The organism is Brevibacillus agri (genome assembly GCF_004117055.1).
GTDB classification, from domain to species: domain Bacteria; phylum Bacillota; class Bacilli; order Brevibacillales; family Brevibacillaceae; genus Brevibacillus; species Brevibacillus agri.
The window spans coordinates 3,331,146-3,355,563 of sequence record NZ_CP026363.1; the positions used below are offsets into that span (position 1 = coordinate 3,331,146).

Here is a 24,418-nt window from a genome sequence, read left to right on the forward strand (position 1 = left end):
GTTGCTTCCCCCATTCGTTTTTTCACGTTGCGTTGCGCGCTATTCCAGCGTAGGCGTCCCTTCTGCTTTCGCCGCCTGATGCTCACCGACAGCCATGCTTCTCGTTACCGCTGTCACGGCAAACATGACGACGATGTTGACGAGCAGCGCCACTACCCCGATGTTCAAATCTTTAATCGCGGACGGCCAATGCGGGAACATTGTCGCCAGCGTCACGTTCGCCACCGTGACATAAGCCACCGTCGCCACCCCTGCGAGAATGCCGGCGAACGCCCCGTATTTGTTCACCCAGGGCTGCTTCGGCAAGCTGAACAACAGCGCCGGGAACAACTGGGTCACCAGGCTGTAGCCCATCAACAGCAAGGTTACGAGCGTGTCGCCGCCGCCGAGCGTAAAGTAGAGAGAAACCAGAGAGATAACTGGCACGAGCAGTTTTGCCGTCTTCGCGATCTGGGCATCCGTCGTGGCAGGCGCCATCACCTTGTACACGTTTTTCGCCAAAAGCGTCGCCCCTGTCATCAGCAGCATGGAGCCGGGCACGAGCGCCGTCAGCAGCCCCGCCGCCCCGATGATGCCGACGATCCACGGGTCAAACGTTGTAAGCGACAGCCGTAGCAAAGACAAATCCCCGTCTGCCCCTTGCAAGCCGGGAACTTGCAGGATCGCGGTAAAGCCGACGAAAAACACAAACAAGAGCATCAAGGTGTAGAGCGGCAGCATGATCGTATTTTTGCGGAAAACATTTTCATTCTTGGCCGAAAAGACCGAGCCGAACGTATGCGGCCACATATAAAAGCCGAAAACCGTAATGAGTACGGTGGAAATGTACCAGGAAATGCTGAGCCCTTCTTCCGGAAAGGTCAGAAAGCCCGGATTCGCCGCCTGCACCGCTTCGAACATCGGCTGAATGCCGCCGTAGTAGTGGTACGGCAAGTAAATCCCGAGAAAGACGACGACGAAAAAGATCATGATGTCCTTGATCGCTGCCGTCCAGGCCGAGCCGTGAATGCCGGACAGCATCACGTAGATAGTGACCGCGATCACGCCGAGCCAAACAGCGGCTGCTGGCGAGATCGTCCCGTAAGAAGCTTCCGAGACGATAATGCCAAGCCCTTTAAATTGCAGCACGAGGTACGGGATGATCGCGACGACGCCAACGGCGGCCACGAGAATGCCCAGGATCGGGCTGTTGTATTTGCTCACAAAAAAATCGGATTGGGAGACGAGTCTGTGTTCTTTGGCATAGCGCCAGATCGGAGGCAGTAGCCAGTAGGAAATGACGTAGGCAAGCGAGATGTAGGACAGGACGTAGTAGGAAGGCGCTCCTTTGGAGTAGGCCCAGCCGCTTCCGCCAAGGAACGTAAAGGTCGTATAAATTTCCCCCGCCACCAACAGGAAAATAAAGATAGAGCCAAAGCCTCTGCCGCCAACCGTCCATTGCTCCATGTTCATGTCTTTTCCTTGGCGCGCGCGAATCCCGGAGTAGAACGCCAGCAGCAGAAAGGCAAAAATAATCAAGAGGGCGCTGTTCATGATGAGCTCTCCTCCTCTTTTGTCGCCGGATCGATTTTGTTCAAAATCGCCATGACGACAGAGATCAGCACCACCCACAACACAATCCAGAACAGGACAAATGGCATCCCAAGCACATACGGCTCCACCCGGTTGACAAAAGGTATCCCGCCAAGCATGCCGACAAACGGCACGACCCCAAGCCAATCTCTTGCTTTCATGCAAATCCCCCTGTTTACTCGATTTGTCCCATTGCCTGCGCGCGCTTTGGACATGTACTCTATTATTATCGAAAAATTCAATTTTCTCCTTTGTGCAAATGACCAGAAAACAGAGCAAGCTTTTGTTTGTGCTGATAAAAAATGGAACACCGGGGGGGGGGGGAAGTAGCGTGATAACAGTCCGTGAACTGATACAGGTTGGGGGCTTTGCAAAAAACGCCGTGCTGGCGGGGGAAGAGTTTCTCGACAGAGAGCTGCTCGGGGTTACTTCGTTTGACTCTCCCGACGGGCACCGCTGGCTGCGGCCCGGCGAATTTGTGCTGACGACAGGCTTCCCGTTTTTGACGCAAAAAGATTCATGCGAGGAAGGGCTGACCCGACTGATCGACGAACTGGTCGAGACGGGAACGCCGGGACTTGCGATCAAGCTCGGCCGCTACATCGAGAGCCTGCCGCCTGCCGTCCTCGCCCACGCGCAAAACAGGCAAATGCCGATCCTGTCTTTTCCGATGGAAAAAGCATGGTCAGATGTCATCGTGCCCGTCGTGCAATACATCAACGACAAACAGCGCATCGAGCTCAACCGCACACACGCCATTTACGAGCGGTTTCATCGCCACCTGACCGCCGGAGATCCGGTTTCCAAGCTGGCTGAACTGCTGCACGACCTGTTGCAAGCCCCCGTCTCCATTCAAGTGCCTGGCTGCAAATGGAAGTGGGAGTCGCCGCCCGAAGCATTCCCCGCCGACTCGGAGATCGGCCAAAAGTTTGGACAAACCGCCTCCCGCCATCTGGGCATGCACCCGCTCGCCAAAAGCGCCAATGGCTATCCCATCCGCTGGCTGCTGCACGAGCAGAAGGTGCAGGGCGCGATTGTTGTGGGGCAAATGGACCGGGAGTTGCACGCGTGGGAAAAGGTCGCCATCGAGCAAAGCGCGGCCTTGCTGTCGCTGGAAATGGAGCGCATGCGCTCTGTCGCCGAGACGTATCAGCGCTTCCGCAACGATTTTTTGCAGCTTCTTCTCGGCGGCGAGACTCATGCGCAAGACGTGCTTACGCGAAAAGCGGATGAGGTCGGCTGGAAGCTCGCGGACCACTATACCGTCGTCGTCATGGGAGTGTCCCCGCACGAGCGCACAGGCATCGAAAACTGGACCGAAAATCACGGTTTGCTGGAAACTCTCCGCCCTCTCCTGTCTTCTCTCGACCTGGCGATCCTCTTCGGGCTCGATCAGCACAATCGCGTCGTTTTGCTCGTGCCGACCGCAGCAGAAACCGCAGAGGCTGTAGGCAGCATGCGGCAAGTGCTCGAAGCCGTGCGCTCGTTTGCCTGGCAGCAGCCTGTGTTCGTCGGGCTGGGCCGCTTTCATTCTGGACGAGCAGGCATCGTCCAGAGCTACCGCGAGGCGCAAATCAGCTTTCGGACGGCGCTGCGCGGCAGTTCCGCATCCGCCGCGGCCAACACCGTCGTCGTCGACTTCCACGACCTCGGGCTGGAGCGCATCCTGTTTGCGGAGCAGCCCGGCACGGAAGCATCCTCTTTGGCTAGAGAATACTTGGGCCGGATCAGGGAGTACGACCGGGAGAAAAACGGCCAGCTCTTGCAGACGCTCCAAGTCTTTTTGCAGGCGGACGGCAATCATGCCGAAGCAGCCGCGCAGTTGTTCGTCCACAAAAATACGATCAAGTACCGGCTGGCGCTCATCCGCGAGCTGTCCGGGCTGAACCCGGAAAACGGCCATGACCAACTGCTGCTGCGCATCGCCATGACAGTGCAATCGATCGGGTATCCGCAAGCGGAAGCTGGTATAATGGCAAAAGTGAGACGTAGGGGGAATTTGCATGGATGAGTGGTTGAACAAGCCTGTGAAAACGAGAGAACGCCCGAAAAAACGCGGAATCGTCGAATACATCGACGACCAGTACATCGTGGTCTTTTTTACGGCTCCGCGCAAGGAACGCGTTATCTTTTCGAGCAAAGAGTCGTTTTTGAGCAAAGTGGAGTTGTTGGAGGACGAGCCGCCCGCCCCGTAACAGTGTGCTTTTTCGCACGCCAAAAAACCCGTGTCCGGCACAACGAATGGTGCATAGGACACGGGTTTTGCGTTTTCCTGTGAACGTAAGAAACCGTCGCTTTTACGCGTAGTGCTCTTCGCGCAGGCGCTTGATCTCTTCGCTGTCGAGGTACTCGTCGTAGGTCATCATCTTGTCGATAACGCCCTTAGGAGTGAACTCGATGATCCGGTTGGCGATGGTTTGCACGAACTGATGGTCGTGGGAGACGAACAGCAGTGTTCCTTCAAAGTCGATCAAGCCGTTGTTCAACGCTGTGATCGATTCCAGATCCAAGTGGTTCGTCGGTTCGTCCATAATCAGCACGTTGGCGCCAGCCAGCATCATTTTGGACAGCATGCAGCGAACTTTTTCGCCCCCGGACAGCACGTTCGCTTTTTTCAGCGCTTCGTCGCCGGAGAACAGCATGCGGCCGAGGAATCCGCGAATAAACGTCTCGTCCTGCTCCTTGGAGTATTGACGCAGCCAATCCACGAGGCTCAAATCGGTGTCGAAGTACTCTGCGTTGTCTTTCGGGAAGTACGCGCGGGAAGTGGTGACGCCCCATTCAAAAGAGCCGCTGTCCGGCTGTACTTCGCCCATCAAAATTTGGAAGAAGGTCGTTTTCGCCAGCTCGTTTGGTCCGACAAACGCTACCTTGTCGCCTTTGTTGATGACCAGATGGAGGTTTTCAAACAGCTTTTCGCCTTCTACGGTCTTGCTCAAGCCTTCGATCGCCAGCAAGTTTTTGCCCGCCTCGCGCTCCGGCTTGAAGTTGATGAACGGATATTTGCGGCTGGACGGACGGATGTCTTCCAGCGTAATTTTCTCCAACAGCTTTTTGCGCGAGGTCGCTTGCTTCGACTTGGAAGCATTCGCGGAGAAGCGCGCGATGAACTCCTGGAGCTCCTTCATCTTTTCTTCTTTTTTCTTGTTCTGCTCACGAACCATCTTCAGCGCGAGCTGGCTGGATTCGTACCAGAAGTCGTAGTTCCCTACGTACATTTGAATTTTGCCGAAGTCGATATCCGCAATGTGCGTACACACTTTGTTCAGGAAGTGACGGTCATGGGAAACGACGATGACGGTGTTTTCATAATCGGCCAGGAAGTTTTCCAGCCAGCGAATCGACTCGATATCCAAGTGGTTTGTCGGCTCATCCAAAAGCAGGATGTGCGGGTTGCCAAACAGCGCTTGCGCGAGCAGTACCCGTACTTTTTCCGTACCGGACAGGTCTTTCATCAGCTTGTCGTGCAGGTCGGTCGGGATGCCCAGACCGATCAAAAGGCTCGCCGCATCCGCTTCCGCCATCCAGCCGTTCAGCTCTTCAAACTCGCCTTCCAGTTGAGAGGCGCGGTTGCCGTCCTCTTCGGAGAAGTCTTCTTTCATGTAGAGCGCCGTTTTTTCTTCCATAATCTCGTACAGGCGCTTGTGACCCATAATGACTGTTTTCAGTACATCGTACTCGTCAAACTCGAAGTGGTTCTGCTTCAACACAGCGATACGCTCGCCTGGTGTCACCGAAACGTGTCCGCTCGTCGGTTCGATCTCTCCGGAGAGGATCTTGAGAAACGTAGATTTCCCCGCACCGTTCGCACCGATGAGGCCGTAACAGTTACCAGGGGTAAACTTAATGGATACATCTTCAAACAGTGCGCGTTTGCCGTAGCGCAGCGTCACGTTCTGAGTGCTTATCATCGTCGCAATACCTGCCTTTTTTGAATCGTTCAAACACTTATCTTACCAGAGATAGCCTCATATTGCAAAAGAAAAGCAGATGCCGCGAAGCGCGGCCAAAACGGACTCCCCCACATGGATTGCGGCGGAAGCGGGAAAGCTACCACTGTACGTCCATCCTAACGAAGAAAGAGGTCGTGACGATGTCCAAGCACAACGGAGTCAAAAACGAGATGGGCAAAAAAGAAAATCCTTCCCAGACGCGTTCTTCGACAACAGTGGGCAAAGAAGAGACGCGCTCCAAGCAACGCGGCGAATAACCGTGCCCTTCCCAGCGAAAACCGGCCTGCCTGTTTGGGCAAGCCGGTTTCGCATTCGTTTTGTCGCGCAACTACCGCTCAAATGCTCACTTGCTGCGGGACGTACGCCCGCGTTGGCTTGATCGCTGGCGCGTTGTCCACAAAAATGGACACGTTGTGCAGCGTCACGTACACGGTTCCGCCTTCGACGACGTTCAGTTCCAAAAACCGCTGCCGGCTCATTTCCGCTTCAAACACTTCCTTCGTATCCAGCCGCTTCAATTCCAGACGGACGATCGGCCCGAGCAAGGTAATCCGCTCGGTTTGCGCTTGAACGGCTGTCGCTGCGGACGATTTTGGCGGATGCAGCGACACTTCCACGTCATGCGGACGCATGTAGCCGACGGCTGGCCCCTCGCCGACATCGTGCTCCGCCTCGAACTCCGCTTCCCCCAGCTTGATCCGCCCGTTTTGAATCCGCCCGTGGAACAGATTGACGCGGCCGAGGAAGCTGTAGACAAACGGATTGGCGGGCTTGTGGTAAATTTCTTCGGGGGAGCCTACCTGCTCCACTCTGCCTTCGTTCATGACGACGACGCGGTCTGCCAGCTCCATCGCCTCTTCCTGGTCGTGCGTCACAAACAAAATCGTCAAGCCGAGCTTTCCGTGCAAATGGCGCAGCCAGCGCCGCAGCTCCTGCCTGACTTTCGTGTCCAATGCGCCAAACGGCTCATCCAGCAGCAAAAATTTCGGCTCCACCGCAAGCGCTCTGGCCAGCGCGACACGCTGCCGCTGTCCCCCGGACAACTGCGAAGGATAGCGATGGGCAAGCCCCTCCAATTGAACCAGCCGGAGCAGGGAATGCACTTTTTCGTGAATCTCTCTTTTGCTCGGCCTTGTTTTGCGGGGACGGACAGTAAGACCGAAAGCGAGGTTGTCGAAAATGTTCATGTGCCGAAACAGGGCGTAATGCTGGAACACAAAGCCCACCTGGCGCTCGCGCACGTCCCGGTCCGTATTGTCCTCGCCGTTGAACAGGATGCGCCCCTGCTGCGACTGCTCCAGTCCGGCGATCAGCCGGAGCAAGGTCGTCTTGCCGGAGCCGGACGGGCCCAAGAGCGCAACCAGCTCGCCCTCGGGTATGTGCAAATTGACATTTTGCAGCGCGGTAAAGTTTTTGTATGTCTTCGTAATGTTGACAACCTCAATGCTCATCCTGCCCTCTCTCCTGACACGTCAAAGTGATGTTCCTCTTCCCCCTCGGACTGTCGCTCCGTTTTCCACTCAATCACGCTTTTCAAAACGAGCGTAACCAGTGCCAACACAGCGAGAAGCGTCGCGACCGCGAAAGCCGCAGCGAACTGGTATTCGTTGTACAAAATCTCCACGTGCAAAGGCAGCGTGTTGGTCATGCCGCGAATATGGCCGGAAACGACCGAGACAGCGCCAAATTCGCCCATCGCCCGGGCATTGCAGAGAATGACGCCGTACAAAATGCCCCACTTCACATTCGGCATCGTGACGCGCCAAAACGTTTTCCAGCCGCTCGCCCCGAGCGACACGGCCGCTTCCTCTTCGTCCTTGCCCTGCGCCTCCATCACGGGAATCAGCTCGCGGGCGACAAACGGAAACGTCACAAAAGTCGTCGCCAGCACGATGCCCGGCACGGCGAAGATGATTTTCAGGTCAAGCGCAGCCAGCCACGGCGCTGCAATTCCCTGGCTGCCGAACAGAAGAACGAAAATCAGCCCGGCGATGACAGGCGACACCGCAAACGGCAAGTCAATCAGGGTCAGCAGCACATTTTTGCCGCGAAACGAAAACTTCGCGATCGCCCACGCGGCAGCGATGCCAAACGTGACGTTCAACGGCACGCTGATCGCGGCGACCAATAGCGTCAGTTTGACCGCCGACAGCGTTTCCGGGTCGGAAATGGCGGCGAAAAACACGTCTGCCCCTTGCTTGAACGCCTCGGTGAACACGGCAATCAGCGGCAGGATGAGAAACAGGCCGAGAAACAGAAAAGCAACTGCGATCAAGCTCCAGCGCACGTAGGCTGGCTCTGTTACATGCTTCATTGGTCACACCCTCTATCGTGCCGCATCGAATTTGTTAATCCTCCATTGCATGTAGTTAATTATCAGCAACATGACAAACGAGGCGACGAGCATGACCGTCGCGATCGCCGTCGCGCCCGCGTAGTCGAACTGCTCCAGCTTTGTCATGATGAGCAGCGGCACAATTTCTGTCTTGAGCGGCATATTGCCGGAAATAAAGACGACAGAACCGTACTCGCCGAGCGCTCGGGCAAAAGCGAGGGCAAAGCCGGTGATGATCGCCGGGAGCAAATGGGGCAAGATGACGCGGGTAAACGTGCGAAAGCGTGTCGCCCCCAGCGTCGCGGCTGCTTCCTCCATCTGCAAATCCCAGTCCTGCAAAACAGGCTGCACCGTCCGCACGACAAACGGAAGACCGATAAACGTCAACGCCACCCAAATGCCGATCGGCGTGTACGCCACTTTGATCCCCCACTCCGCCAAATACTGCCCGATCCACCCGTTTTCGGCGTAGATCGAGGTGAGCGCAATCCCGCCTACCGCTGTCGGCAAGGCAAACGGAAGATCGACAATGCCGTCAATAATACGTTTTCCGGCAAACTGGTAGCGGGTCAACACCCAAGCGACCAGCACGCCGAATACCGCATTGACACAGGCGGCAAAAAAGGAAGTGAGAATGCTGACGCGTATCGAGGCGAGCACGCGCGTATCGAGAATCGTGCCTACGAACTGCTCCCAGCTCAAGGTGGAAGCTTTTAAAAACAGGACGGACAGGGGGATCAGCACCAAGAGGCTCAAGTAAACAATGGTGTAGCCCATCGTGATCCCGAAGCCCGGCAAAAACCCCCTGCGCGAAAATAGTTTTCTCATGGAGCTAACTCCTCTGATGGCAAGATATGTTTATGGGCGATTACGGTTTGTAAAGCTGATCGAAGACGCCCTGGTCGGAGAAATGGATTTGCTGCGCCTTCGTCCAACCGCCGAACAGTTCGTCTATTGTGAACATTTCGATTTCAGGAAACGCAGGTGTATGTGCCTTGAGCACCTCTTCGGAGCGCGGACGGTAGTAGTGCTTCGCCGCGATTTCCTGGCCTTTTTTCGTGTAGAGGAATTGCAGGTACGCTTCGGCGACTTCCTTAGTCTTGTGCTTTTCCGCGTACTTGTCGACGACGGTGACAGGCGGCTCCGCCAAAATGCTGATAGACGGATTGACGATCTCGAATTTGTCTTTGCCCAGCTCGTTCACCGCGAGATACGCTTCGTTTTCCCAGGCGATCAGCACGTCGCCAATGCCGCGCTCGACAAAAGTAGTCGTCGATCCGCGCGCGCCCGAATCGAGCACCGGGACATTTTTGAACAGCGCTGCCACGAACTCCTGTGCTTTCGCCTCGTCGCCCCCGTTTTTCTTGAGCGCATAGCCCCAGGCAGCGAGGTAGTTCCATCTGGCTCCCCCGGACGTTTTCGGATTCGGCGTGATGACCGAGATGCCCGGTTTGACCAGATCGTCCCAATCCTTGATCTGCTTGGGATTACCTTTGCGCACCAGAAAAACGATGGTCGAGGTGTACGGCGAGCTGTTGTCCGGAAGCTTCTTTTGCCAGTCGGCCGGGATCAGCTCGCGCTCGGCAATGGCGTCGATGTCGTAGGCGAGCGCCAATGTGACGACATCCGCCTCCAGACCGTCGATGACGGAGCGGGACTGCTTGCCGGAACCACCGTGAGACTGCTTGATCGTGACCGATTGTCCGGTTTTTGCCTTCCACTCCTGGGCAAATTCCGCGTTAACCTCCTGGTAAAATTCTCTCGTCGGGTCGTAGGAGACATTGAGCAGCTCTACAGTCTGGGCGCTGCCCCCCGCCTCTGTCCCGCTCGTTCCCGTTCCTGTCGACGCAGCGGAGCATCCGCCCAAAGCGATAGCCAAAGCGACGATGCCGATGCGTTGCAGGCTGGAATGGATCTTGCCCTTTGTGGTGTTCATACTGGTAACCTTCACTCCCTGTTTTTTAATCTATACTATTTTACTCGGAATACTTAGTTATTTACGATTATACCCGCCTATTTATCGCTGTCAATCATATTCCCATCCACTTTATGCCCCATGGGCGGGCGAGGTGAGCGCGGGCAGCCGTGCAGATGATCTTTATCGCATCAGTTGCGGCGACCGCTCCATTGAATTTTTCCCTTGCGCAAACGTATCGCGCCGCTTCCCAGAGCATTTTTGGTCCAAAACAAAAAAGACAGCAACCGGCGCTGTCCCCCATGAATGCGGATTCGATTTATTCATAAACTTTACTCCCCGGTTCTGTCGTCTGCTGCCGCTTGAATCTGTTGCACGACCTCTTGCGCTTCGAGCGGCGTGTGCGCCGGGAGCTCTAAAAAAGTAGCGGCCCGTTTCCTTGATTTTTTCGTAAAGCGCAAACAGTTCCGGGCCACTTTTCTCGCCGCCAGCCAGGATCGGCTCTGTATCGGTCGCGATGACGATTCCTTTGGCCCCCCCACCTTCCATGATGAACGAGAGCTTCTCATCCGTAGGAGATAGCCAATCCTGCATAGAACGGCCGTCATAGGAGCGTATTTCCTCCGCTTCCGGCAGCACAGCTCCCGGAATGGAAAAGCCGGACAAGCTTACGTTGCTTTTTCATTTGCTGAAAAATTTGCTGTCTTTGTTACGGGCCTGTTCCATCTTTTTGTAGCAGCCAGCGCTTCCTTGTCGCCTTGGTTCATGGCATTCGCCACGTAGCCAACGAAATTCCGGCCACGATGACGACGCCGAGCAATGTCCACGAATATTTATTCATAAACAAACCCCCACGTTCATTTTTTTCAAAACCGTATAAGGAGTCGACCCATTCTTGTCTGGCTTGAAATAGTATACCTAAAATATCCAATCTACCAAAAAAACATAAAAAAACGGACGCCCTGTTCCTCGCCAAAAGAATGGATGCTGGCGGCAAGCAACTTGTCATTGGCGAACTGCAGCAGCCCTGTGTTGGCACAACTGCTGCCTCCGCCGACGATCACCACATCACAGCGCAAATCGTCCGAAATGGCAGGATAGCGTGGCGGGTTGGGAAAAGTATGCGACCAATACAGTTTGCCATTCACTAAATCCATGCGGCAATTCCCCTCGGCATTGGTTGGTGTAGCAGCTAACCCATAGCATAACCAACAGAAGCGTTGACATCCGTCTCGCGCATTTTTTCGCTTTCGGTTATGATGAAGGGACAAAGGAGTGAAGGAACGTGATTACCGTCTATGTAAAACGTCCGCATGAACAGGCGGAAAAGCTCGACATTGCCGATACCAGCTCCTTGAGCGACCTGGTGGACGGCGACTTTGAAGTGGTGGCCGACGATCATCTGGAAGGAATTTCCTTGATCGTGAATGAAGATGGGCGCGGCGTGTTGGGGAACAACTTCCCGATCACCTCGGACGGCTATTTGGACTGGGTCTACGGTCCGTGCGTGTTCGTCAAAGCCGACGGCCGTTCGCTCACGGAGGAGGACATCAGCCGGATCGACCGCTTCCTTGCGGCCAAAGTGTAAAAGCAGCTTGCTCGTTGCAGCGAGCGTACAGCGAAAAGACCCCTGATCTGCCCGCGATGTGCCGTTTGTTTCTGCACACGCTGCTTCCCAGGGGTCTTTTCTTTGTTGGGCAGATCGGCCTAGCCGTTGATCCCGCTGCTGCCGAAGCCTCCCGCTCCTCTTTCCGTCTCATCCAACTCGTCGACAACCTCGAAGCGGGCGACAGGCACCAGACCGATCACACCTTGCGCGATCCGGTCGCCTTTTTTAATGAAGTAGCTGTGCGCGTCGACTTCCTCAGCCACCTCCACCTGTTTTTCGCCTGCATCCAGACACACTTTGCCGAGCTTGCCAGAAGGAATGCGGATGTTGTCCATCAACACGCACACCTCTCCGCGATACCCCGCATCGACCGTCCCCGGCGCATTCGACAGGCGCAGCTTTGTCTTCGCGCCTATCCCGGAACGCGGGCGCACTTGCAGCTCGAACCCTTCCGGCAAGGCAAAAGCCAGTCCGGTCGGAATTTTGGCAGACTCCCCCGGAGCGATAATCGTATCTTCTACCGCTACCAGATCGAATCCGGCGTCCATCGCGCGCGCGTATTGCGGAATGACGGCATCCGGGTGCAGTTTTTTAAGTTTCACCTGGGCAACCAGGCGCTCATTTGTCGTATTCATCCAAGTCTCTCCTCGTCTATCGCCTCTACAGCTAATGTCCTTCCATAGTGTACAAGATGAACCTGCATCCAGCAAGTTCGCCGCTTTTTCACTACTATTTTGCACATTTTCATAGAAAGCTCACAAATTCCTTTCTTTTTCTACGCTTTTGCTGGCGAGTTGTGATATAATCACCGTTGCGTCATAAACTACAATTGAACAAGAAAGGTGGAATTGTACCTTGCAAGTACAAAAACCATACCGTATTTTGCTTTACTACAAGTACACTCCAGTGGACAACTATGAGGAGTATGCTGCTGAACACTTGCAATTTTGCAAGGAGATTGGACTGAAGGGACGGATTATCGTCGCTCCCGAGGGCATCAACGGAACCGTATCCGGCACCATCGAGCAGACAGACGCCTACATGGAGTATGTGAGAAAAGACCCGCGTTTTGCCGACATGTGGTTTAAAATAGATGAGGCGGACGGGCACGCGTTCAAAAAAATGTTCGTTCGCGCGAAAAAAGAGCTGGTGACCTGGCGCCTGGAAAAAGATGTCGACCCGAACGTCAAAACAGGAAAATACTTGAGCCCGAAAGAATTTTACGAAATGATGCAGCAAGAGGACGTCGTGATCCTCGACGGCCGCAACTACTATGAATACGACCTCGGTCACTTCCGCGGCGCGATCCGTCCGGAAGTCGATTCCTCCCGCGAGTTTCCTGAGTGGATCGCGAAAAACATGAGCCAGTTCAAGGACAAAAAAGTCCTCACCTACTGCACAGGCGGCATTCGCTGCGAAAAGCTGACCGGCGTGCTGCTGGAACAAGGCTTTAAAGATGTGTACCAGCTCCACGGCGGAATCGTCACCTACGGAAAAGATCCGGAAGTAAAAGGCCGCCTGTGGGACGGAAAATGCTACGTGTTCGACGAGCGCATCTCCGTACCGATCAACCACACCGAAGAAGACGTGGTGATCGGCCGCTGCTACTACTGCGGTACTGTCGAAGACCGCTACGTGAACTGCGCCAATCCTTTCTGCAACAAGCAGCACTTCTGCTGCCCGGAATGCGAGCAAAAATACAAGCGTTCCTGCTCCGACGAATGCCGCGAGCATCCGCGCAACCGCTTCGTCGAAGAAGAAAAAGCGAAGCTGCAAGCTGCCGGAGCGAACGCATAAGCAAACGAAAAACAAAGCAAGCTGACTGTCCCTTGTGGTAGTCAGCTTGTTTTTTTGCGCCTCTCGTCCCGGTGCGGATAAATAAGATGCTGTCGTTTCGAAATGCACCTTGATTCAGCCGATCTTTTCGGTTGTCTCCAAACGCAATCTCCTTCATAATAAACAAAGTGTTCGCAAAAATGGAAATCTCATCCTTTTGCTACATTTCGTTCTTTTTGCTTGGGAGGTGCTATGGAAAAGAAGATAAGCATCGTCATCGGTTTTTTGGTCGGACTTGTTTTCGTCAACTACGAGATCGACTATAATTTCCTGTTCGATCTGGGGATCAAGCCCGAGCCTGTGCGGCTTGCCGTGAAGCTGATCGGCTTGCTCAGCACCCTCATCTGCGGCCTGACGCTGATTTTCGACGCGTGGCGAGCGATGCGCTCAAGCTGATAAGCGGAGGAAACGCCCATGAATAACTATATTTCGACCATGCGCAAGCTCATCGGTCACGAGACGTTGTTGACAGTAGGCTGCGGCGCTATTTTGGAAGACGACCAGGGACGCATTTTGTTGCAGCAAAAATACAACCGGATATGGGGCATTCCCGGCGGCCTGTTGGAAATCGGCGAGACGTTTGCGGAGACGATCCACCGCGAAGTGCTTGAGGAAACGAACCTCATCGTCAAAGCAATGCAACTGTTTGGCATCTACTCCGGGAAAAACGGTTTTGCCCAGTACGCCAATGGGGACAAGGTGTTTAGCGTTCAGCTCATTTTTCATGTCACCGACTACACAGGCACCGTCCATCCCAATGAAGAGAGTACCGGACAGCCTGAATCCTCATCAGGCTCCGTTCATTCTGGACTGGGCAAACGGCGCAACAACGCCAATTGTCAAATAAAGTCCAGGTCCCGGCTCGCCTGCCGCCGAAGCTGAACAGCCGGGAGCGCGATTCCGATCACTTCCGCCAGATCGGCAATGACGGCGTCCGCCTCGGCAGCCGCAGCAAACTGATCGCTGCGTTTCCAGACCGCTTTCATCCCGACGGCTCGGCTGGCACGCACGTCGTTTTCCGGATGATCGCCCACGTATATCGCTTGCTCCGGCGGTACGCGCAGCTTGGATAGCGCCCGTTGAAAAATCGCCGGGTCGGGCTTGCGCAATCCTTCCCATTCCGAAATCAGTACCGCCTCGAAAAAATGCGCGATGCCGAGCGCCTGCAAATTGGCGTACTGGAACTGTCCAAACCCGTTTGAGATCAGCCCGAGCTTGATGCCCTGCTGTTGCAGTTGTCCAAGCGTCTCGTGCAGATGAGGAAAAGCAATGCAATGTTGCGGAAACTGGCTGATATAGTCTTGCAGCAAAAACGAAGCGTCCAGATCGGGAATGGCGAACTCCGCGACAAGCTGCTCGTACACTTTGTCTTTCCATACATACCCGTGCTGGTCCAGCTCGATAAAACGCTCGCAAAAGACATCCTTTTGGACAAGCTGCAGCGCGCCAATTCGCTCGTACTGATCGTGTACGAATCGCAGAAGAGACGTGTCGCGGTCCAGCAAAGTGCCGTCCAAATCAAAAAGCACAGCCTGAATCGTCATGCCCAAGCACTCCTGTCTTCTTTTTGGTTTGCGGGCGCTACCCGTTACACCCGCTTCTGTTTCTCTGCCATTTTCCCGCTTCCCTGCTTTTGGTAAAATAAGAATGGTCAAATCCATCAGAAAAAGGTGAAAACTCGTGTCACCAAATTATGAAGCAAGCATTCTCGAATGGCAAGCAGCAATGGAAGAAGGAAAAACCACCTCGAGGGAGCTGACGCTTTCCTTTTTGGAGCGAATCGCGGCCTACGACAAACAGGGGCCTTATATCAACGCGATCAGCGAAATCAATCCGGACGCCCTGTTCATTGCCGAAGCACTCGACCGGGAGCGCGCCGTCTCGGGCAGTCGCGGCCCGCTGCACGGCATCCCCGTTCTCATCAAGGACAACATCGCGACCAAAGACAATATGCACACGACAGCCGGCTCGCTGGCACTGGCCGATTCCTACGCGGCGGCCGACTCCTTTGTCGCGGCGCGGCTGCGGGAAGCGGGAGCCGTCATTTTGGGCAAAACCAACCTGACCGAGTGGGCGAACTTCATGGCCGACCTGATGCCAAACGGCTACAGCTCGCGCGGCGGACAAGTCCGCAATCCGTACGGCCCCGGCACGTTTGATGTAGGCGGCTCCAGTTCAGGCTCGGGGGCAAGCATTGCAGCAGGCTTCGCCGTCGCGGCGGTCGGAACGGAAACATCCGGCTCCATCCTGCACCCTGCGGAAAAAAATTCGCTGGTCGGGATCAAACCAACGGTCGGCCTCATTAGCCGCCGCGGCATTATTCCGATTTCCCACAGCCAGGACACGGCCGGGCCGATGACCAGAAGCGTCACCGACGCAGCGATTTTGCTGGGCGCTCTCGCAGGAGTCGATCCCAAAGACCCGGCGACGGAAAAAAGCGTTGGCATCGCGCAGCGCGATTACCTCCCCTTCCTCGATGCGAACGGTCTGCAAGGCGCGCGAATTGGCGTCGTCCGCTCCCGCTTTCTGGCAAAATGCTCTGAGGAAGAAGTCGCGCTTTACGAAGCGGCTCTTTCGCAACTGCGAGAGGCTGGCGCGACGCTGATTGATCCTGTCCGCATCCCGACAGAAGACGCGGAGTGGAGCTCCCACGTTTTGATGCACGAGTTTAAAGCAGGCATCCAGGCGTATTTGAAAAACTTTGCGCCAACCTATCCGCTTCGCACCTTGAAGGACATTATCGCCTTTAATCGCGAGCACGAAGCAAGAGCGCTTCGCTACGGACAAGACATTCTGGAGCAGTCGGAAGAGACGAGCGGCACGTTGACCGAGCCGGCCTATTTGCGCCAGCGGCTGTACGATCTCGAAATGTCGCAGCGCCAAGGGATTGATGCCGCCGTCAGCGAACACGCGCTGGACGCCCTGCTCTTCCCCGGCAGCACAGGCTACGCCATTCCTGCCAAAGCGGGCTATCCGTCCATTACAGTACCTGCGGGCTACACGTCGGAAGGAAAGCCTTTCGGGATCACGCTGACCGGACTGGCCTTCACCGAGTCGGTGCTGCTTCGTCTGGCTTACGCTTACGAGCAAGCAACGTTGCTGCGCGTGCCACCCGTATTGTCGGACAAGGCCTGAGCCGCCTGCCGCACCTGATTCATCCCACCCATTGGCAAGGCCAACCGCTGATATTCCGGTTGGCCTTTTTCTGTAGCTTGCCAGCATGTCCAGATCGTGACATGATGAAGCAAGCTGGCTTTCCTCTCAACCAAACAGCCGACAAATGAATCGGAGGACTTTTGCCTTGAGCCACATTCGTTTACGTCCGACAACAGCAGACGATTTGCCCACATTTTACGCCCAACAGCTTGACCCGGAAGCAAACCGCATGGCCGCCTTCACGGCCAAGAACCCGAGCGACCGCGAACCGTTTGCAGCGCATTGGAACAAGCTGTTGGCAGATGAATCCATTCACAAAATGACCGTGCTTGCGGATGAAAAGATCGCTGGTTACATCGTGCACTTCGAGCAATTCGGCCATCCTTCCGTCGGCTACTGGCTCGGAACGGAATACTGGGGCAAGGGCATCGCGACGACGGTGCTGCAAACATTTTTGCAGCTCATCCCCGCTCGTCCCGTCTACGCCCGCGTCGCCAAGGACAATGTCGGCTCGATTCGCGTCCTGCAAAAGTGCGGTTTTCAGACCGTTGGGGAGGACAAAGGGTTTTCCGCTGCGCGCGGCAGCGAGGTTGAAGAGTTTATCATGCGGCGAGAAGCTTGAATGAGCCGGGATGCAGCAACAGGCGTGACCGTGTGCTGCGCGCCGATTTTCCCGCTACGCTGAAACTTCTAGTATCTTCCAATCGGATATCCGAGAGAACGAGTCTGCTTGCACAGGAGGGAAAAAATTATGGCTGTAGTCTCCAACGTGTTGGTAGCGGTTTTGCTGTTTGCCTGGGCGGGGGCGGAGGTGCTTTTGGAGCCTGCGATGGGCAAATGGCGAACTCGCCTTGTCTTTTTTCTTTCCCTCGTTGTCATCAGTGGCGTGATCTACTGGAGCGGCTATTGGTGGAAAAGCTGATCGCATCGAAGATTTCGACGCGAGCGGAGAGCGGCGTACGGACAGCTTTTCCGCTCGTGGCGCAAAAGACGTCTTCTCCTGCTCCAGCAGCCCATAAAAAAACGCATCGAACCGCTACAGGTTCATGCGTTTTTTTACATCGTCGTCGTTTCTTGTTCCGCTTTGCCCAGTCTGTCCTGGAACAGCTTGCCGAGTTGGCCGATGTCTACTTCCCATTTTTCGTCCTTGTAGTAGACAGTAGCCTTCGTCTCTCCCTTTTTGCCCACGATGCGAATGCTGGCCGTCTTGACTTCATAGCTGCCATCCGGCTGAAACGTAATGTCGGCATCCTTCAGTTCGCTGTCCAGCACAGGGGTGATCGTCTTGTCCACCACTTCCTGGGTTGCCACCACCGCTTGCCGCCCCATCTGAATGACTTCCTCCGGGCTGAACTGGAAAAACAGCACCAGCACCACGCCGATAATGGCAGCGAGCGAAATGATCCGGATCAGGCTGCGCACGACCCATTGTGCCGCCAAAATCACCACGATGATACAAACCGCGACGGGCCAGTAATCTTTTACGAGTTGAAGAACTTGCTCCATCCTCACCCCTCCTTCACCATCCCATTCTCGCCAAAAATGGGCGGTCGTTAATCAACAACCGGCGAGAAAATGGCGATTGTTTTGGAAAAGTAGAAAAAACCGCCGCATGATGTGCGGACGGACATGTTTGCCTGGCCTTCCCAAGCCTTAACATCATTCGACAATCCGGGCCAAGAGTCCTGCCCCCGGGCGTAAAAACCGCGAAGCGGCATGCGTCGCAAGCCTTGCCAGCTTTTGCTTCCCGGTGATTTTCTTCGCGATAAAAATGTCTGTCAGCTCAAGGGCGGCCATGCCTTCACCGAGCTGTGCCACGGTACTGTGCCACGGTTATTCCCGCCGCTCGGCAATCGCGATCTGCCTGTGGGCAATATCCGAACATCGTATGCGGCTTGATCGCAGGCCGGAGAGCAGCCCCTTCTGCATTAGAGCGACTGCCTCTGTAGCAACTTGTACTCCATGCGGTTCAGAACACTGGGCAGAGCGGCGTGACCAGTTCGTCCGCGCTATTTCCGATCAGCTTCATCGGGTCAGTCTTGCTCCGGCTTTTGGCTTTTGCGCAGCTCATCGAGATAGCTGTACAACGTCACCTTGGAAATTTTCAATTCGGCCGCCACCTTCTCCAGTGCGCCTTTAATTAAAAACACGCCTTTTTGGTCCATGAACTGGACGATTTGCAGCTTTTCGTTTTTGTCGATTTTCTCCACGTCTTTCTCGGAGATCGTCTGGGCAATCAGCTTTTCCACGATCTCCCACACGTTTTGCACAACTTCCGCTCCTTCGCGCTCCAGCGGCTCCCCGCCCATGCGGATGAAGTCCTCGATAAACTCCCGTGTGCTGACAAGCGGCTGGATGTCGATGTTGATGCAAAAAGCGCCGATCGCTTCCCCTTCGGCATTGCGGATCAGGGCAGTCGTCGACTTGATCGTCCGCCCGTCCTCCGTCTCGGTCCGGTAATTGGCTACGACGTCATTTTGCAGCTTTTGGGACAAAAGCACCTGTGTGATGAGCTGATGGAACGACTGGCCGATAGCCCTTCCTGTTACATGGTTGTTGGCTGCGTAAATAACCGAAGATTGCGGCGAGCTTAAATCGTGAATTACAACCTCGCAGTTCTTCCCGAAAGTCTGGGCCATGGCGTCCGCAATCGGAATGTAACGCTTTAATTCCTCCCCGTATTTCCCCATGCTTCCCGCTCCTTTCGTCCATGCTGGCGTTGCGGCTTGTTAGCCCTCATTTTATTTGCATGTATATTTTTTCAAGGTAATAGCATAATTTTTTCTATGAAATTCGAAAAAAGAGATTTTCTTATCGAACTGGGTAGACAGCCGCAAAAAGATGAATCTTCCACACTTCCTGGGCTATTGGTCCTTTGCGGAAAGAAGCGCCGAGAAAAAATTATATACGAGAGCCTCTTCGTTTTTTCTTTCTAAGTTTATACTTTTTTCTACAAACTTGCAGCTAAAAAAACTCAAAAAGAACCGCCGCCGATCCCCCAGACCGACGGCGCTCTGTTGCGCGACTAGATGTTGCGTTGGTCGTACTGCATGCCTTTGGCATAATACGCTTCCTGGATGTGCGCCGGAACCATGCTGCCTCCGGTCGCCCAGACGATATGGGTCGCGTTTGCCAGTTTGTCGGCAAGCCCTTGCTGCTCGATGTAGCGCTGCCCCGCCTCGGTCGAAAGCAGGCGGACTGGCCCCGGCATGCCAGCGAGAGCAGACGGCTCCAGCCGCACAGACTCGCTGTCGCGCAGCGCCCGCAGCAGCCGGTACAACTCCTCGTCAGCCACGGTGTAAACGCCGCTGAGCAGCGATTCCATCACCTTGCCGACGAAACGGGAAGGCCGCCCCACGGCCAGTCCGTCCGCTTCTGTCCTGTTGTCGATGCCAAAGTCTTGCACGGCTACCTGGTCATGCAGGCCAGTCATCAGGCCGAGCAGCATACAAGGCGAATGTGTCGGCTCCGCAAAAAAGCAGTGGACGTGATCGCCGTAGACGAGCTTCAAGCCGTAGGCGACGCCGCCCGGGCCGCCGCCTACCCCGCACGGCAAGTACACAAAGAGCGGATGCTCGCTGTCGACCACAACCTGCTGTTCCTCCAGTTGCTTTTTCACTCGTTCAGCGGCCACGGCGTAGCCGAGAAACAGCCGCTGGGAGTTTTCATCGTCAATAAAATAGCACTGCGGATCGGCTTCCGCCTGTTTTCTGCCCTCTTCCACCGCTTTGCCGTAGTCGGACTGGTATTCGAGCACCTGCACGCCCTTAGCGCGGAGCAGCTCCTTTTTCCACGCTTTCGCATCGGCGGACATATGTACCGTCACCTGAAAGCCGAGCTTCGCGCTCATCACACCGATGCTCAGCCCGAGATTGCCCGTCGACCCTACAGCGATGGAGTAGCGGGAAAACAACTCGCGATACGAATCAGAGGCAAACACGGCGTAGTCCCCGTCAACAGGCAGCAGACCGTGCTTGTCGGCCAATTCCTCCGCATGGGCGAGAACCTCGTAGATGCCGCCTCTCGCCTTGATAGAGCCTGCGATTGGCAGGTGGCTATCGCACTTCAGCAGGAGCCGCCCCGGAATTTCCTGTGCGAAGCGGGCCGCCAGTTCGCTTTGCATTTTGCCGATGGAGACGAGCGGCGACTCGATCAGTCCGCCTGCCTCGGCCGTTTCCGGAAATGCGCGTTGAATGAAAGGCGCGAATCGGCGCAAACGTTCCTCCGCCTCGCGCACCTCATCGGCCGTAACCGACAGAGCCGCACGGGCGATGGGGGCATAGCCCGGATTTGTCCAAAATACTTCTTTCGTCGCCATCATTTCGGACAATAACGGATACTCCCGCTTCCACTGCTCGATTGATTTTCCTGCTACTTTCACACTGTTTTCCATCGCAATCGCCTCCATTTTTGTTCCTGCTGCTCGTCAGGTTGCTTGTTCGCCCGGTGATGCGACTGGTGTGGTATACTTGCTCGTTCGCATCGCATCGTGACTGTACATATTTTACCAGCTCGCCCGTATCCGTATCGCGATTGGCACATTTTGCAAACTTTTTTAACGATTGTTATAATAGCACAAATACAAAGCTTGCCAATAGCAAGCAACGGCTGGAAGCTGGCAGGTCTGTGCTGCAAAAGCAGACTAAACCCCAGCCAAAAGGAGAGAACAAAATGGAAATCAGAAAGCTGGCTCCGCACGAGGAGGCCCCCATGCCCCTGCTATTGCTTGCAGATCCTTCGCCAAAATTGGTGGAAGACTACCTGAAAAGGGGGCAGTGCTATGTCGCCGTCCAGGACGCGGCCGTCGTCGGGGTCTACGTCCTGATCCCTACCCGCCCGGACACGATCGAGCTGGTCAATATTGCGGTGGATGAAGCTCATCAAGGAAAAGGCATCGGCAAACAACTCGTTTTGCACGCCATCGAGGTGGCAAAGGCGTCCGGATACAAAACGATCGAGGTCGGCACAGGCAATTCCAGCCTGAATCAGCTCGCCCTTTACCAGAAATGCGGGTTTCGCATGACCTGGATCGACCGCGACTTTTTTCTCCGCCATTACGAAGAAGCGATCATCGAAAACGGCATTCCATTGACCGATATGGTCCGATTCTCCCAAGATATTTGAATACTGCGCATATCGCCATATCAGAAAGGATTCCCATGTATACATACACAATCTGTTTTCTTATGCATCAAAACGAGTTTCTGCTGTTGAATCGGCGCAAACCGCCATTGATGGGCCGCTGGAACGGCGTCGGCGGCAAGCTCGCACCAAACGAGTCACCGCTTGCCTGCGTTCTCCGCGAAGTATTCGAAGAAACCGGCATTCCGTTGACCTCCGCCCGCTACAAAGGAATCGTCTCGTGGAAGCTCGACAGGACGGTACTTGGCGGAATGTACGCTTTCGTAGCCGAGCTGCCGGATGCATGGGAGCGTTTTGACACGCCCCGGCGAGTCGAGGAAGGCATTCTGGACTGGGTGACGCTGGACTGGATCTTGCACCCGGACAACGAAGGAATTGCGGAAAATGTCCCGCGTTTTTTACCGTATATGTTGGAAAACGACGAGCCTGTCGAGCACGCATTTACATATGAAGGCGGCCGGGTGATTGACTACGAGCGGGTTTCGCTTCTGGAATTATCTCCATACCTGTTTGGTTGATTCCCTTAACCACAGCCTAGATGGTAGAATATCCCTATACTATCGCTGAAGACGAATTTGCTTGCTTAAGCTAAAACCAGGTTTGTTCTTAGCTATTACTTTGGGCATCCTTGGCTGCTCACCTTCAAATCCAGAGGAAACTGATACCCCCAAATATAAAGAGTATTCAAATCCTGAATTCGGGATAACCCTCCAATACACACCTGAACTTGAGATTGATAAATGATCCAACTTGTCTTGTTAGGTTTAAGTCAAAAAAAAGAACATGAGAATGATGAATTTATCGAAAACATCTCCATTAATGTAAAAGATATTGGCTCTTTTCAACTTGATATGATACAAGTTGCTATTTGAGCACTTTGCATAATTCCATTTTCGAGAAAAAGACAACAGATTTATATGGCCTGTGGTTGGTTTCAATGTCGTGATGTGATGGCTTTGGAAAAATGGGCAGACCTGCAGAATTTTCGTCTATGCTGAAAAATTTAAGCTGCGGCTTTGCTTGAATGCTTAACCATGGCTAGTGCAGAAGCCAGCAATACAATGGCGTTAAGGTACTGGTGCGTTGTGACTTTCTGAATTCCCCAAACGTGCATCGCATCGGCTGTTAGATAGGTTTTCAAGCGGGAATTGCATCGTTCCACGCTAGTTCTTTCGTTGTACAGTTCTTTCCAACGCTTGCTCTCCCGATGCGGTGTGGAGTAGCGGCGCAGATCACTGGTTGTATCCACCTTAACGACCATCCCATAATTGGAAGACGAACAAGCGGCCATTCCGAGCGGGCAGTCTACCTTGCCTGTAGCATGGGGACAGCGGAATTTCAGAACATCGCCATCCGCTCCCCAATAGGTCATCGGAAAACCCATGGAGCAGCAAGGCGTTCCGTTTGATGTCATGCCGGCAGGCGGCTCTTTCTCATTGCGAAGATTCATCGGGATGATCGCCTGTGCTTTCAAATTCCGGGCAGCCTCATAGTTTTTTAGTTGGTCGTACCCAGCATCGAGGACAAAGAAGCTGACTTTGGTTTTTGCCGCGACTTGTTCCATCAGATCTGGCGCCATATCGCCGTCATGGACATGAGCCGGTGTCACGGCGAGCGCCATCGGCAGTTCGCTTTTGGTATCGACGGCGAGATGAAGCTTGTAGCCAAACCACTTCACCTTATTGCCGAAGGAGTCGAACTTGGCACCCCAGTTTGCATTGCCTGTGAGCTCGCTTTTACGTTTCGGCTGTTTCTTCTCGTAGGCATGGATCGCGGCACTATCGATGGCCACATGACTTCCATCGACGATGCCTTCTTGCTTGCAGCGTGTGACCAGATCCTCAAAAAGTCGCTTGACCAGGTCTTTGCTCGTAAGCTCGGCAAAGACGCGGCTCAACGTTGCCACGGAAGGAGCTTTCCGATCAAGCCGAAGTCCGCATCGATAGCGAAAACGAAGATCCATATCCAGCCGGCGATGTAGGCCAGTGAACGTACTGATATTCTCAAGCGGAGCTGCAAGCAAAGCCCGAAGGATTCCTTGTCTGCAGTGACCGTCAGCGCCTCGGGGGGAACGGCTTCTCAGTTCTTTGGCGTAAGGACGTAGGTCAAGAGCGCTGAAAAAGATAGGCAATCGTTCTTTGGATTCAAGTTTTTGCAGTTCCTCGAAGGAAAACAGACTTTCTTGAAGAATATACAAGGTGACTTCCTCCTTTTGGGCGTTTTTGGTTTGGTCACCGAAAAACTTCTCCAAATTGGGGTGAAGTCCCTTTTTTATCCCTAGAAATCCTTGTGTCTCAAGGGCTCAGATTTCTGCAAAATGCTCATTTTTAAAAATGGAAAATGATTTATGTTCACTTATACAGGTGAACAAACGAAATATGAAACATACGAAAAAGTTATCGATTCCATGATTCGGTCGATTAAATTCAGCACTATCGAGTAAATAATTCTTGATATTACTACCTTTCCATATCCATTCTCCAAGGATGTTTGTGAACGCTCACCAAAATGTTGACCACTTTGCTCATCATAAAGTTACCCACCTGACAGTTTGAGCACACGTCATCATTTTCACACCTAATTGCAAATGTTTTTACTGAGCCAAGGATCGTCAAGGGCTTGCGTAGCAAGGGGTTTACCCTTTATCCTTGACGATCCTTGGTGCAGGAAATAAAATGCTACTTTGTGTGAAAAAAAGCATCGTAGGTGGTCAACTCGAAGATGAGCGTTTGCTCCAAAAATGGTCAACTTTTTGATTAGCATTCACAGATGTTATCCAAATGGATAAGGGTGAAGATACAGCTTGACAAGATAAGGGGGGATGACTCAAATCAAATTTCGGGGCTTGAATATTTGGCACTACTATCTTCAACTATCGAATCCAGTTAACTAACCAAAAG

At 54.1% G+C, this 24,418-nt stretch carries 27 protein-coding genes; 11 read left to right on the plus strand and 16 right to left on the minus strand.

What is annotated here, in order from left to right:
- Positions 1 to 39: 39 nt before the first annotated feature.
- Positions 40 to 1,533, minus strand: coding sequence for a sodium:solute symporter family protein (locus BA6348_RS16265; RefSeq protein WP_005833509.1), 1,494 nt, complete (start codon positions 1,531 to 1,533; stop codon positions 40 to 42).
- Positions 1,530 to 1,733 carry a DUF3311 domain-containing protein gene (locus BA6348_RS16270; protein ID WP_005833510.1) on the minus strand — a complete coding sequence of 68 codons (204 nt, stop codon included), beginning with the start codon at positions 1,731 to 1,733 and terminating at the stop codon, positions 1,530 to 1,532. The genes BA6348_RS16265 and BA6348_RS16270 overlap by 4 nt, the downstream gene beginning before the upstream one ends.
- A 170-nt stretch (positions 1,734 to 1,903) precedes the next feature.
- Between BA6348_RS16270 and BA6348_RS16275 the strand changes: the two genes are divergently transcribed.
- Together BA6348_RS16275 and BA6348_RS16280 are read left to right on the plus strand one after the other, a co-directional pair.
- The gene (locus BA6348_RS16275) at positions 1,904 to 3,583 is read left to right on the plus strand and encodes a PucR family transcriptional regulator (protein ID WP_122953442.1); all 1,680 of its coding nucleotides are present in this window, start codon (positions 1,904 to 1,906) and stop codon (positions 3,581 to 3,583) included.
- Positions 3,576 to 3,767: a hypothetical protein gene (locus tag BA6348_RS16280; protein ID WP_005833513.1), complete on the plus strand. Its 192-nt coding sequence runs from the start codon at positions 3,576 to 3,578 to the stop codon at positions 3,765 to 3,767. The genes BA6348_RS16275 and BA6348_RS16280 overlap by 8 nt, the downstream gene beginning before the upstream one ends.
- Positions 3,768 to 3,869: 102 nt before the next feature.
- On the opposite strand, the gene BA6348_RS16285 is transcribed toward BA6348_RS16280, so the two are convergent.
- The 7 genes from BA6348_RS16285 to BA6348_RS16315 form a co-directional block, all read right to left on the minus strand.
- Positions 3,870 to 5,483, minus strand: coding sequence for an ABC-F family ATP-binding cassette domain-containing protein (locus BA6348_RS16285; RefSeq protein WP_005833515.1), 1,614 nt, complete (start codon positions 5,481 to 5,483; stop codon positions 3,870 to 3,872).
- 377 nt (positions 5,484 to 5,860) lie between these two features.
- Entirely contained in the window at positions 5,861 to 6,976 is a 1,116-nt protein-coding gene (locus BA6348_RS16290) for a sulfate/molybdate ABC transporter ATP-binding protein (protein WP_026557116.1), read from the minus strand.
- On the minus strand, positions 6,973 to 7,839 hold the full coding sequence (gene cysW, locus BA6348_RS16295; RefSeq protein WP_005833522.1) for a sulfate ABC transporter permease subunit CysW: 867 nt from the start codon (positions 7,837 to 7,839) through the stop codon (positions 6,973 to 6,975). The genes BA6348_RS16290 and cysW overlap by 4 nt, the downstream gene beginning before the upstream one ends.
- Before the next feature lie 12 nt (positions 7,840 to 7,851).
- On the minus strand, positions 7,852 to 8,688 hold the full coding sequence (gene cysT / locus BA6348_RS16300) for a sulfate ABC transporter permease subunit CysT (protein ID WP_122953443.1): 837 nt from the start codon (positions 8,686 to 8,688) through the stop codon (positions 7,852 to 7,854).
- Positions 8,689 to 8,728: 40 nt separating this feature from the next.
- Complete coding sequence (locus BA6348_RS16305; RefSeq protein WP_007779654.1) at positions 8,729 to 9,796, minus strand: sulfate ABC transporter substrate-binding protein; 1,068 nt, start codon at positions 9,794 to 9,796, stop codon at positions 8,729 to 8,731.
- 162 nt (positions 9,797 to 9,958) lie between these two features.
- Entirely contained in the window at positions 9,959 to 10,414 is a 456-nt protein-coding gene (locus BA6348_RS27390; protein WP_242507364.1) for a hypothetical protein, read from the minus strand.
- 293 nt (positions 10,415 to 10,707) lie between these two features.
- A complete protein-coding gene (locus BA6348_RS16315) occupies positions 10,708 to 10,932 on the minus strand; it encodes an oxidoreductase (protein WP_122953444.1) in 225 nt (74 codons plus the stop codon).
- Between the two features lie 128 nt (positions 10,933 to 11,060).
- On the opposite strand from BA6348_RS16315, the gene BA6348_RS16320 reads away from it, so the two are divergent.
- Complete coding sequence (locus tag BA6348_RS16320; RefSeq protein ID WP_005833530.1) at positions 11,061 to 11,363, plus strand: DUF3846 domain-containing protein; 303 nt, start codon at positions 11,061 to 11,063, stop codon at positions 11,361 to 11,363.
- A 119-nt stretch (positions 11,364 to 11,482) separates the two neighbouring features.
- Here the strand turns inward: BA6348_RS16320 and dut are convergent, their stop codons facing one another.
- A complete protein-coding gene (gene dut / locus BA6348_RS16325) occupies positions 11,483 to 12,019 on the minus strand; it encodes a dUTP diphosphatase (protein WP_005833531.1) in 537 nt (178 codons plus the stop codon).
- Positions 12,020 to 12,239: 220 nt separating this feature from the next.
- Between dut and trhO the strand changes: the two genes are divergently transcribed.
- The 3 genes from trhO to BA6348_RS16340 all read left to right on the plus strand — a co-directional run bounded on the left by trhO (position 12,240) and on the right by BA6348_RS16340 (position 14,102).
- Positions 12,240 to 13,181 (plus strand): oxygen-dependent tRNA uridine(34) hydroxylase TrhO, encoded by a 942-nt coding sequence (gene trhO / locus BA6348_RS16330; RefSeq protein ID WP_005833533.1) that lies wholly within the window; start codon positions 12,240 to 12,242, stop codon positions 13,179 to 13,181.
- A 231-nt stretch (positions 13,182 to 13,412) separates the two neighbouring features.
- Positions 13,413 to 13,616: a hypothetical protein gene (locus tag BA6348_RS16335; protein ID WP_005833535.1), complete on the plus strand. Its 204-nt coding sequence runs from the start codon at positions 13,413 to 13,415 to the stop codon at positions 13,614 to 13,616.
- Between the two features lie 18 nt (positions 13,617 to 13,634).
- Positions 13,635 to 14,102, plus strand: coding sequence for an NUDIX hydrolase (locus BA6348_RS16340; protein WP_007779659.1), 468 nt, complete (start codon positions 13,635 to 13,637; stop codon positions 14,100 to 14,102).
- Here BA6348_RS16340 and BA6348_RS16345 read toward each other — a convergent pair.
- Positions 14,060 to 14,764, minus strand: coding sequence for an HAD family hydrolase (locus BA6348_RS16345; RefSeq protein WP_005833539.1), 705 nt, complete (start codon positions 14,762 to 14,764; stop codon positions 14,060 to 14,062). The genes BA6348_RS16340 and BA6348_RS16345 overlap by 43 nt on opposite strands.
- A gap of 181 nt (positions 14,765 to 14,945) precedes the next feature.
- On the opposite strand from BA6348_RS16345, the gene BA6348_RS16350 reads away from it, so the two are divergent.
- The 3 genes from BA6348_RS16350 to BA6348_RS26790 all read left to right on the plus strand — a co-directional run bounded on the left by BA6348_RS16350 (position 14,946) and on the right by BA6348_RS26790 (position 17,298).
- The gene (locus BA6348_RS16350) at positions 14,946 to 16,355 is read left to right on the plus strand and encodes an amidase family protein (RefSeq protein WP_423734674.1); all 1,410 of its coding nucleotides are present in this window, start codon (positions 14,946 to 14,948) and stop codon (positions 16,353 to 16,355) included.
- A 166-nt stretch (positions 16,356 to 16,521) separates the two neighbouring features.
- The gene (locus tag BA6348_RS16355; protein WP_122953445.1) at positions 16,522 to 16,998 is read left to right on the plus strand and encodes a GNAT family N-acetyltransferase; all 477 of its coding nucleotides are present in this window, start codon (positions 16,522 to 16,524) and stop codon (positions 16,996 to 16,998) included.
- A 129-nt stretch (positions 16,999 to 17,127) separates the two neighbouring features.
- Positions 17,128 to 17,298 (plus strand): hypothetical protein, encoded by a 171-nt coding sequence (locus tag BA6348_RS26790; protein ID WP_157797561.1) that lies wholly within the window; start codon positions 17,128 to 17,130, stop codon positions 17,296 to 17,298.
- 134 nt (positions 17,299 to 17,432) lie between these two features.
- Here BA6348_RS26790 and BA6348_RS16360 read toward each other — a convergent pair whose 3' ends face one another.
- The 4 genes from BA6348_RS16360 to BA6348_RS16370 all read right to left on the minus strand — a co-directional run bounded on the left by BA6348_RS16360 (position 17,433) and on the right by BA6348_RS16370 (position 20,769).
- Positions 17,433 to 17,882: a hypothetical protein gene (locus BA6348_RS16360; protein WP_005833542.1), complete on the minus strand. Its 450-nt coding sequence runs from the start codon at positions 17,880 to 17,882 to the stop codon at positions 17,433 to 17,435.
- 153 nt (positions 17,883 to 18,035) lie between these two features.
- Entirely contained in the window at positions 18,036 to 18,194 is a 159-nt protein-coding gene (locus tag BA6348_RS26795) for a hypothetical protein (RefSeq protein WP_005833543.1), read from the minus strand.
- 215 nt (positions 18,195 to 18,409) lie between these two features.
- Positions 18,410 to 19,066 (minus strand): helix-turn-helix transcriptional regulator, encoded by a 657-nt coding sequence (locus tag BA6348_RS16365; RefSeq protein ID WP_005833544.1) that lies wholly within the window; start codon positions 19,064 to 19,066, stop codon positions 18,410 to 18,412.
- 335 nt (positions 19,067 to 19,401) lie between these two features.
- The gene (locus BA6348_RS16370; protein ID WP_026557108.1) at positions 19,402 to 20,769 is read right to left on the minus strand and encodes a D-serine ammonia-lyase; all 1,368 of its coding nucleotides are present in this window, start codon (positions 20,767 to 20,769) and stop codon (positions 19,402 to 19,404) included.
- Between the two features lie 278 nt (positions 20,770 to 21,047).
- Here BA6348_RS16370 and BA6348_RS16375 point away from each other — a divergent pair, with 278 nt between their 5' ends.
- Together BA6348_RS16375 and BA6348_RS16380 are read left to right on the plus strand one after the other, a co-directional pair.
- The gene (locus BA6348_RS16375; RefSeq protein WP_122953446.1) at positions 21,048 to 21,500 is read left to right on the plus strand and encodes a GNAT family N-acetyltransferase; all 453 of its coding nucleotides are present in this window, start codon (positions 21,048 to 21,050) and stop codon (positions 21,498 to 21,500) included.
- Positions 21,501 to 21,586: 86 nt separating this feature from the next.
- The gene (locus tag BA6348_RS16380; protein WP_242507365.1) at positions 21,587 to 22,036 is read left to right on the plus strand and encodes an NUDIX hydrolase; all 450 of its coding nucleotides are present in this window, start codon (positions 21,587 to 21,589) and stop codon (positions 22,034 to 22,036) included.
- 485 nt (positions 22,037 to 22,521) lie between these two features.
- Here the strand turns inward: BA6348_RS16380 and BA6348_RS16385 are convergent, their stop codons facing one another.
- Positions 22,522 to 23,715, minus strand: a complete 1,194-nt coding sequence (locus BA6348_RS16385; RefSeq protein ID WP_007787630.1) for a transposase — start codon at positions 23,713 to 23,715, stop codon at positions 22,522 to 22,524.
- Positions 23,716 to 24,418: the final 703 nt, after the last annotated feature.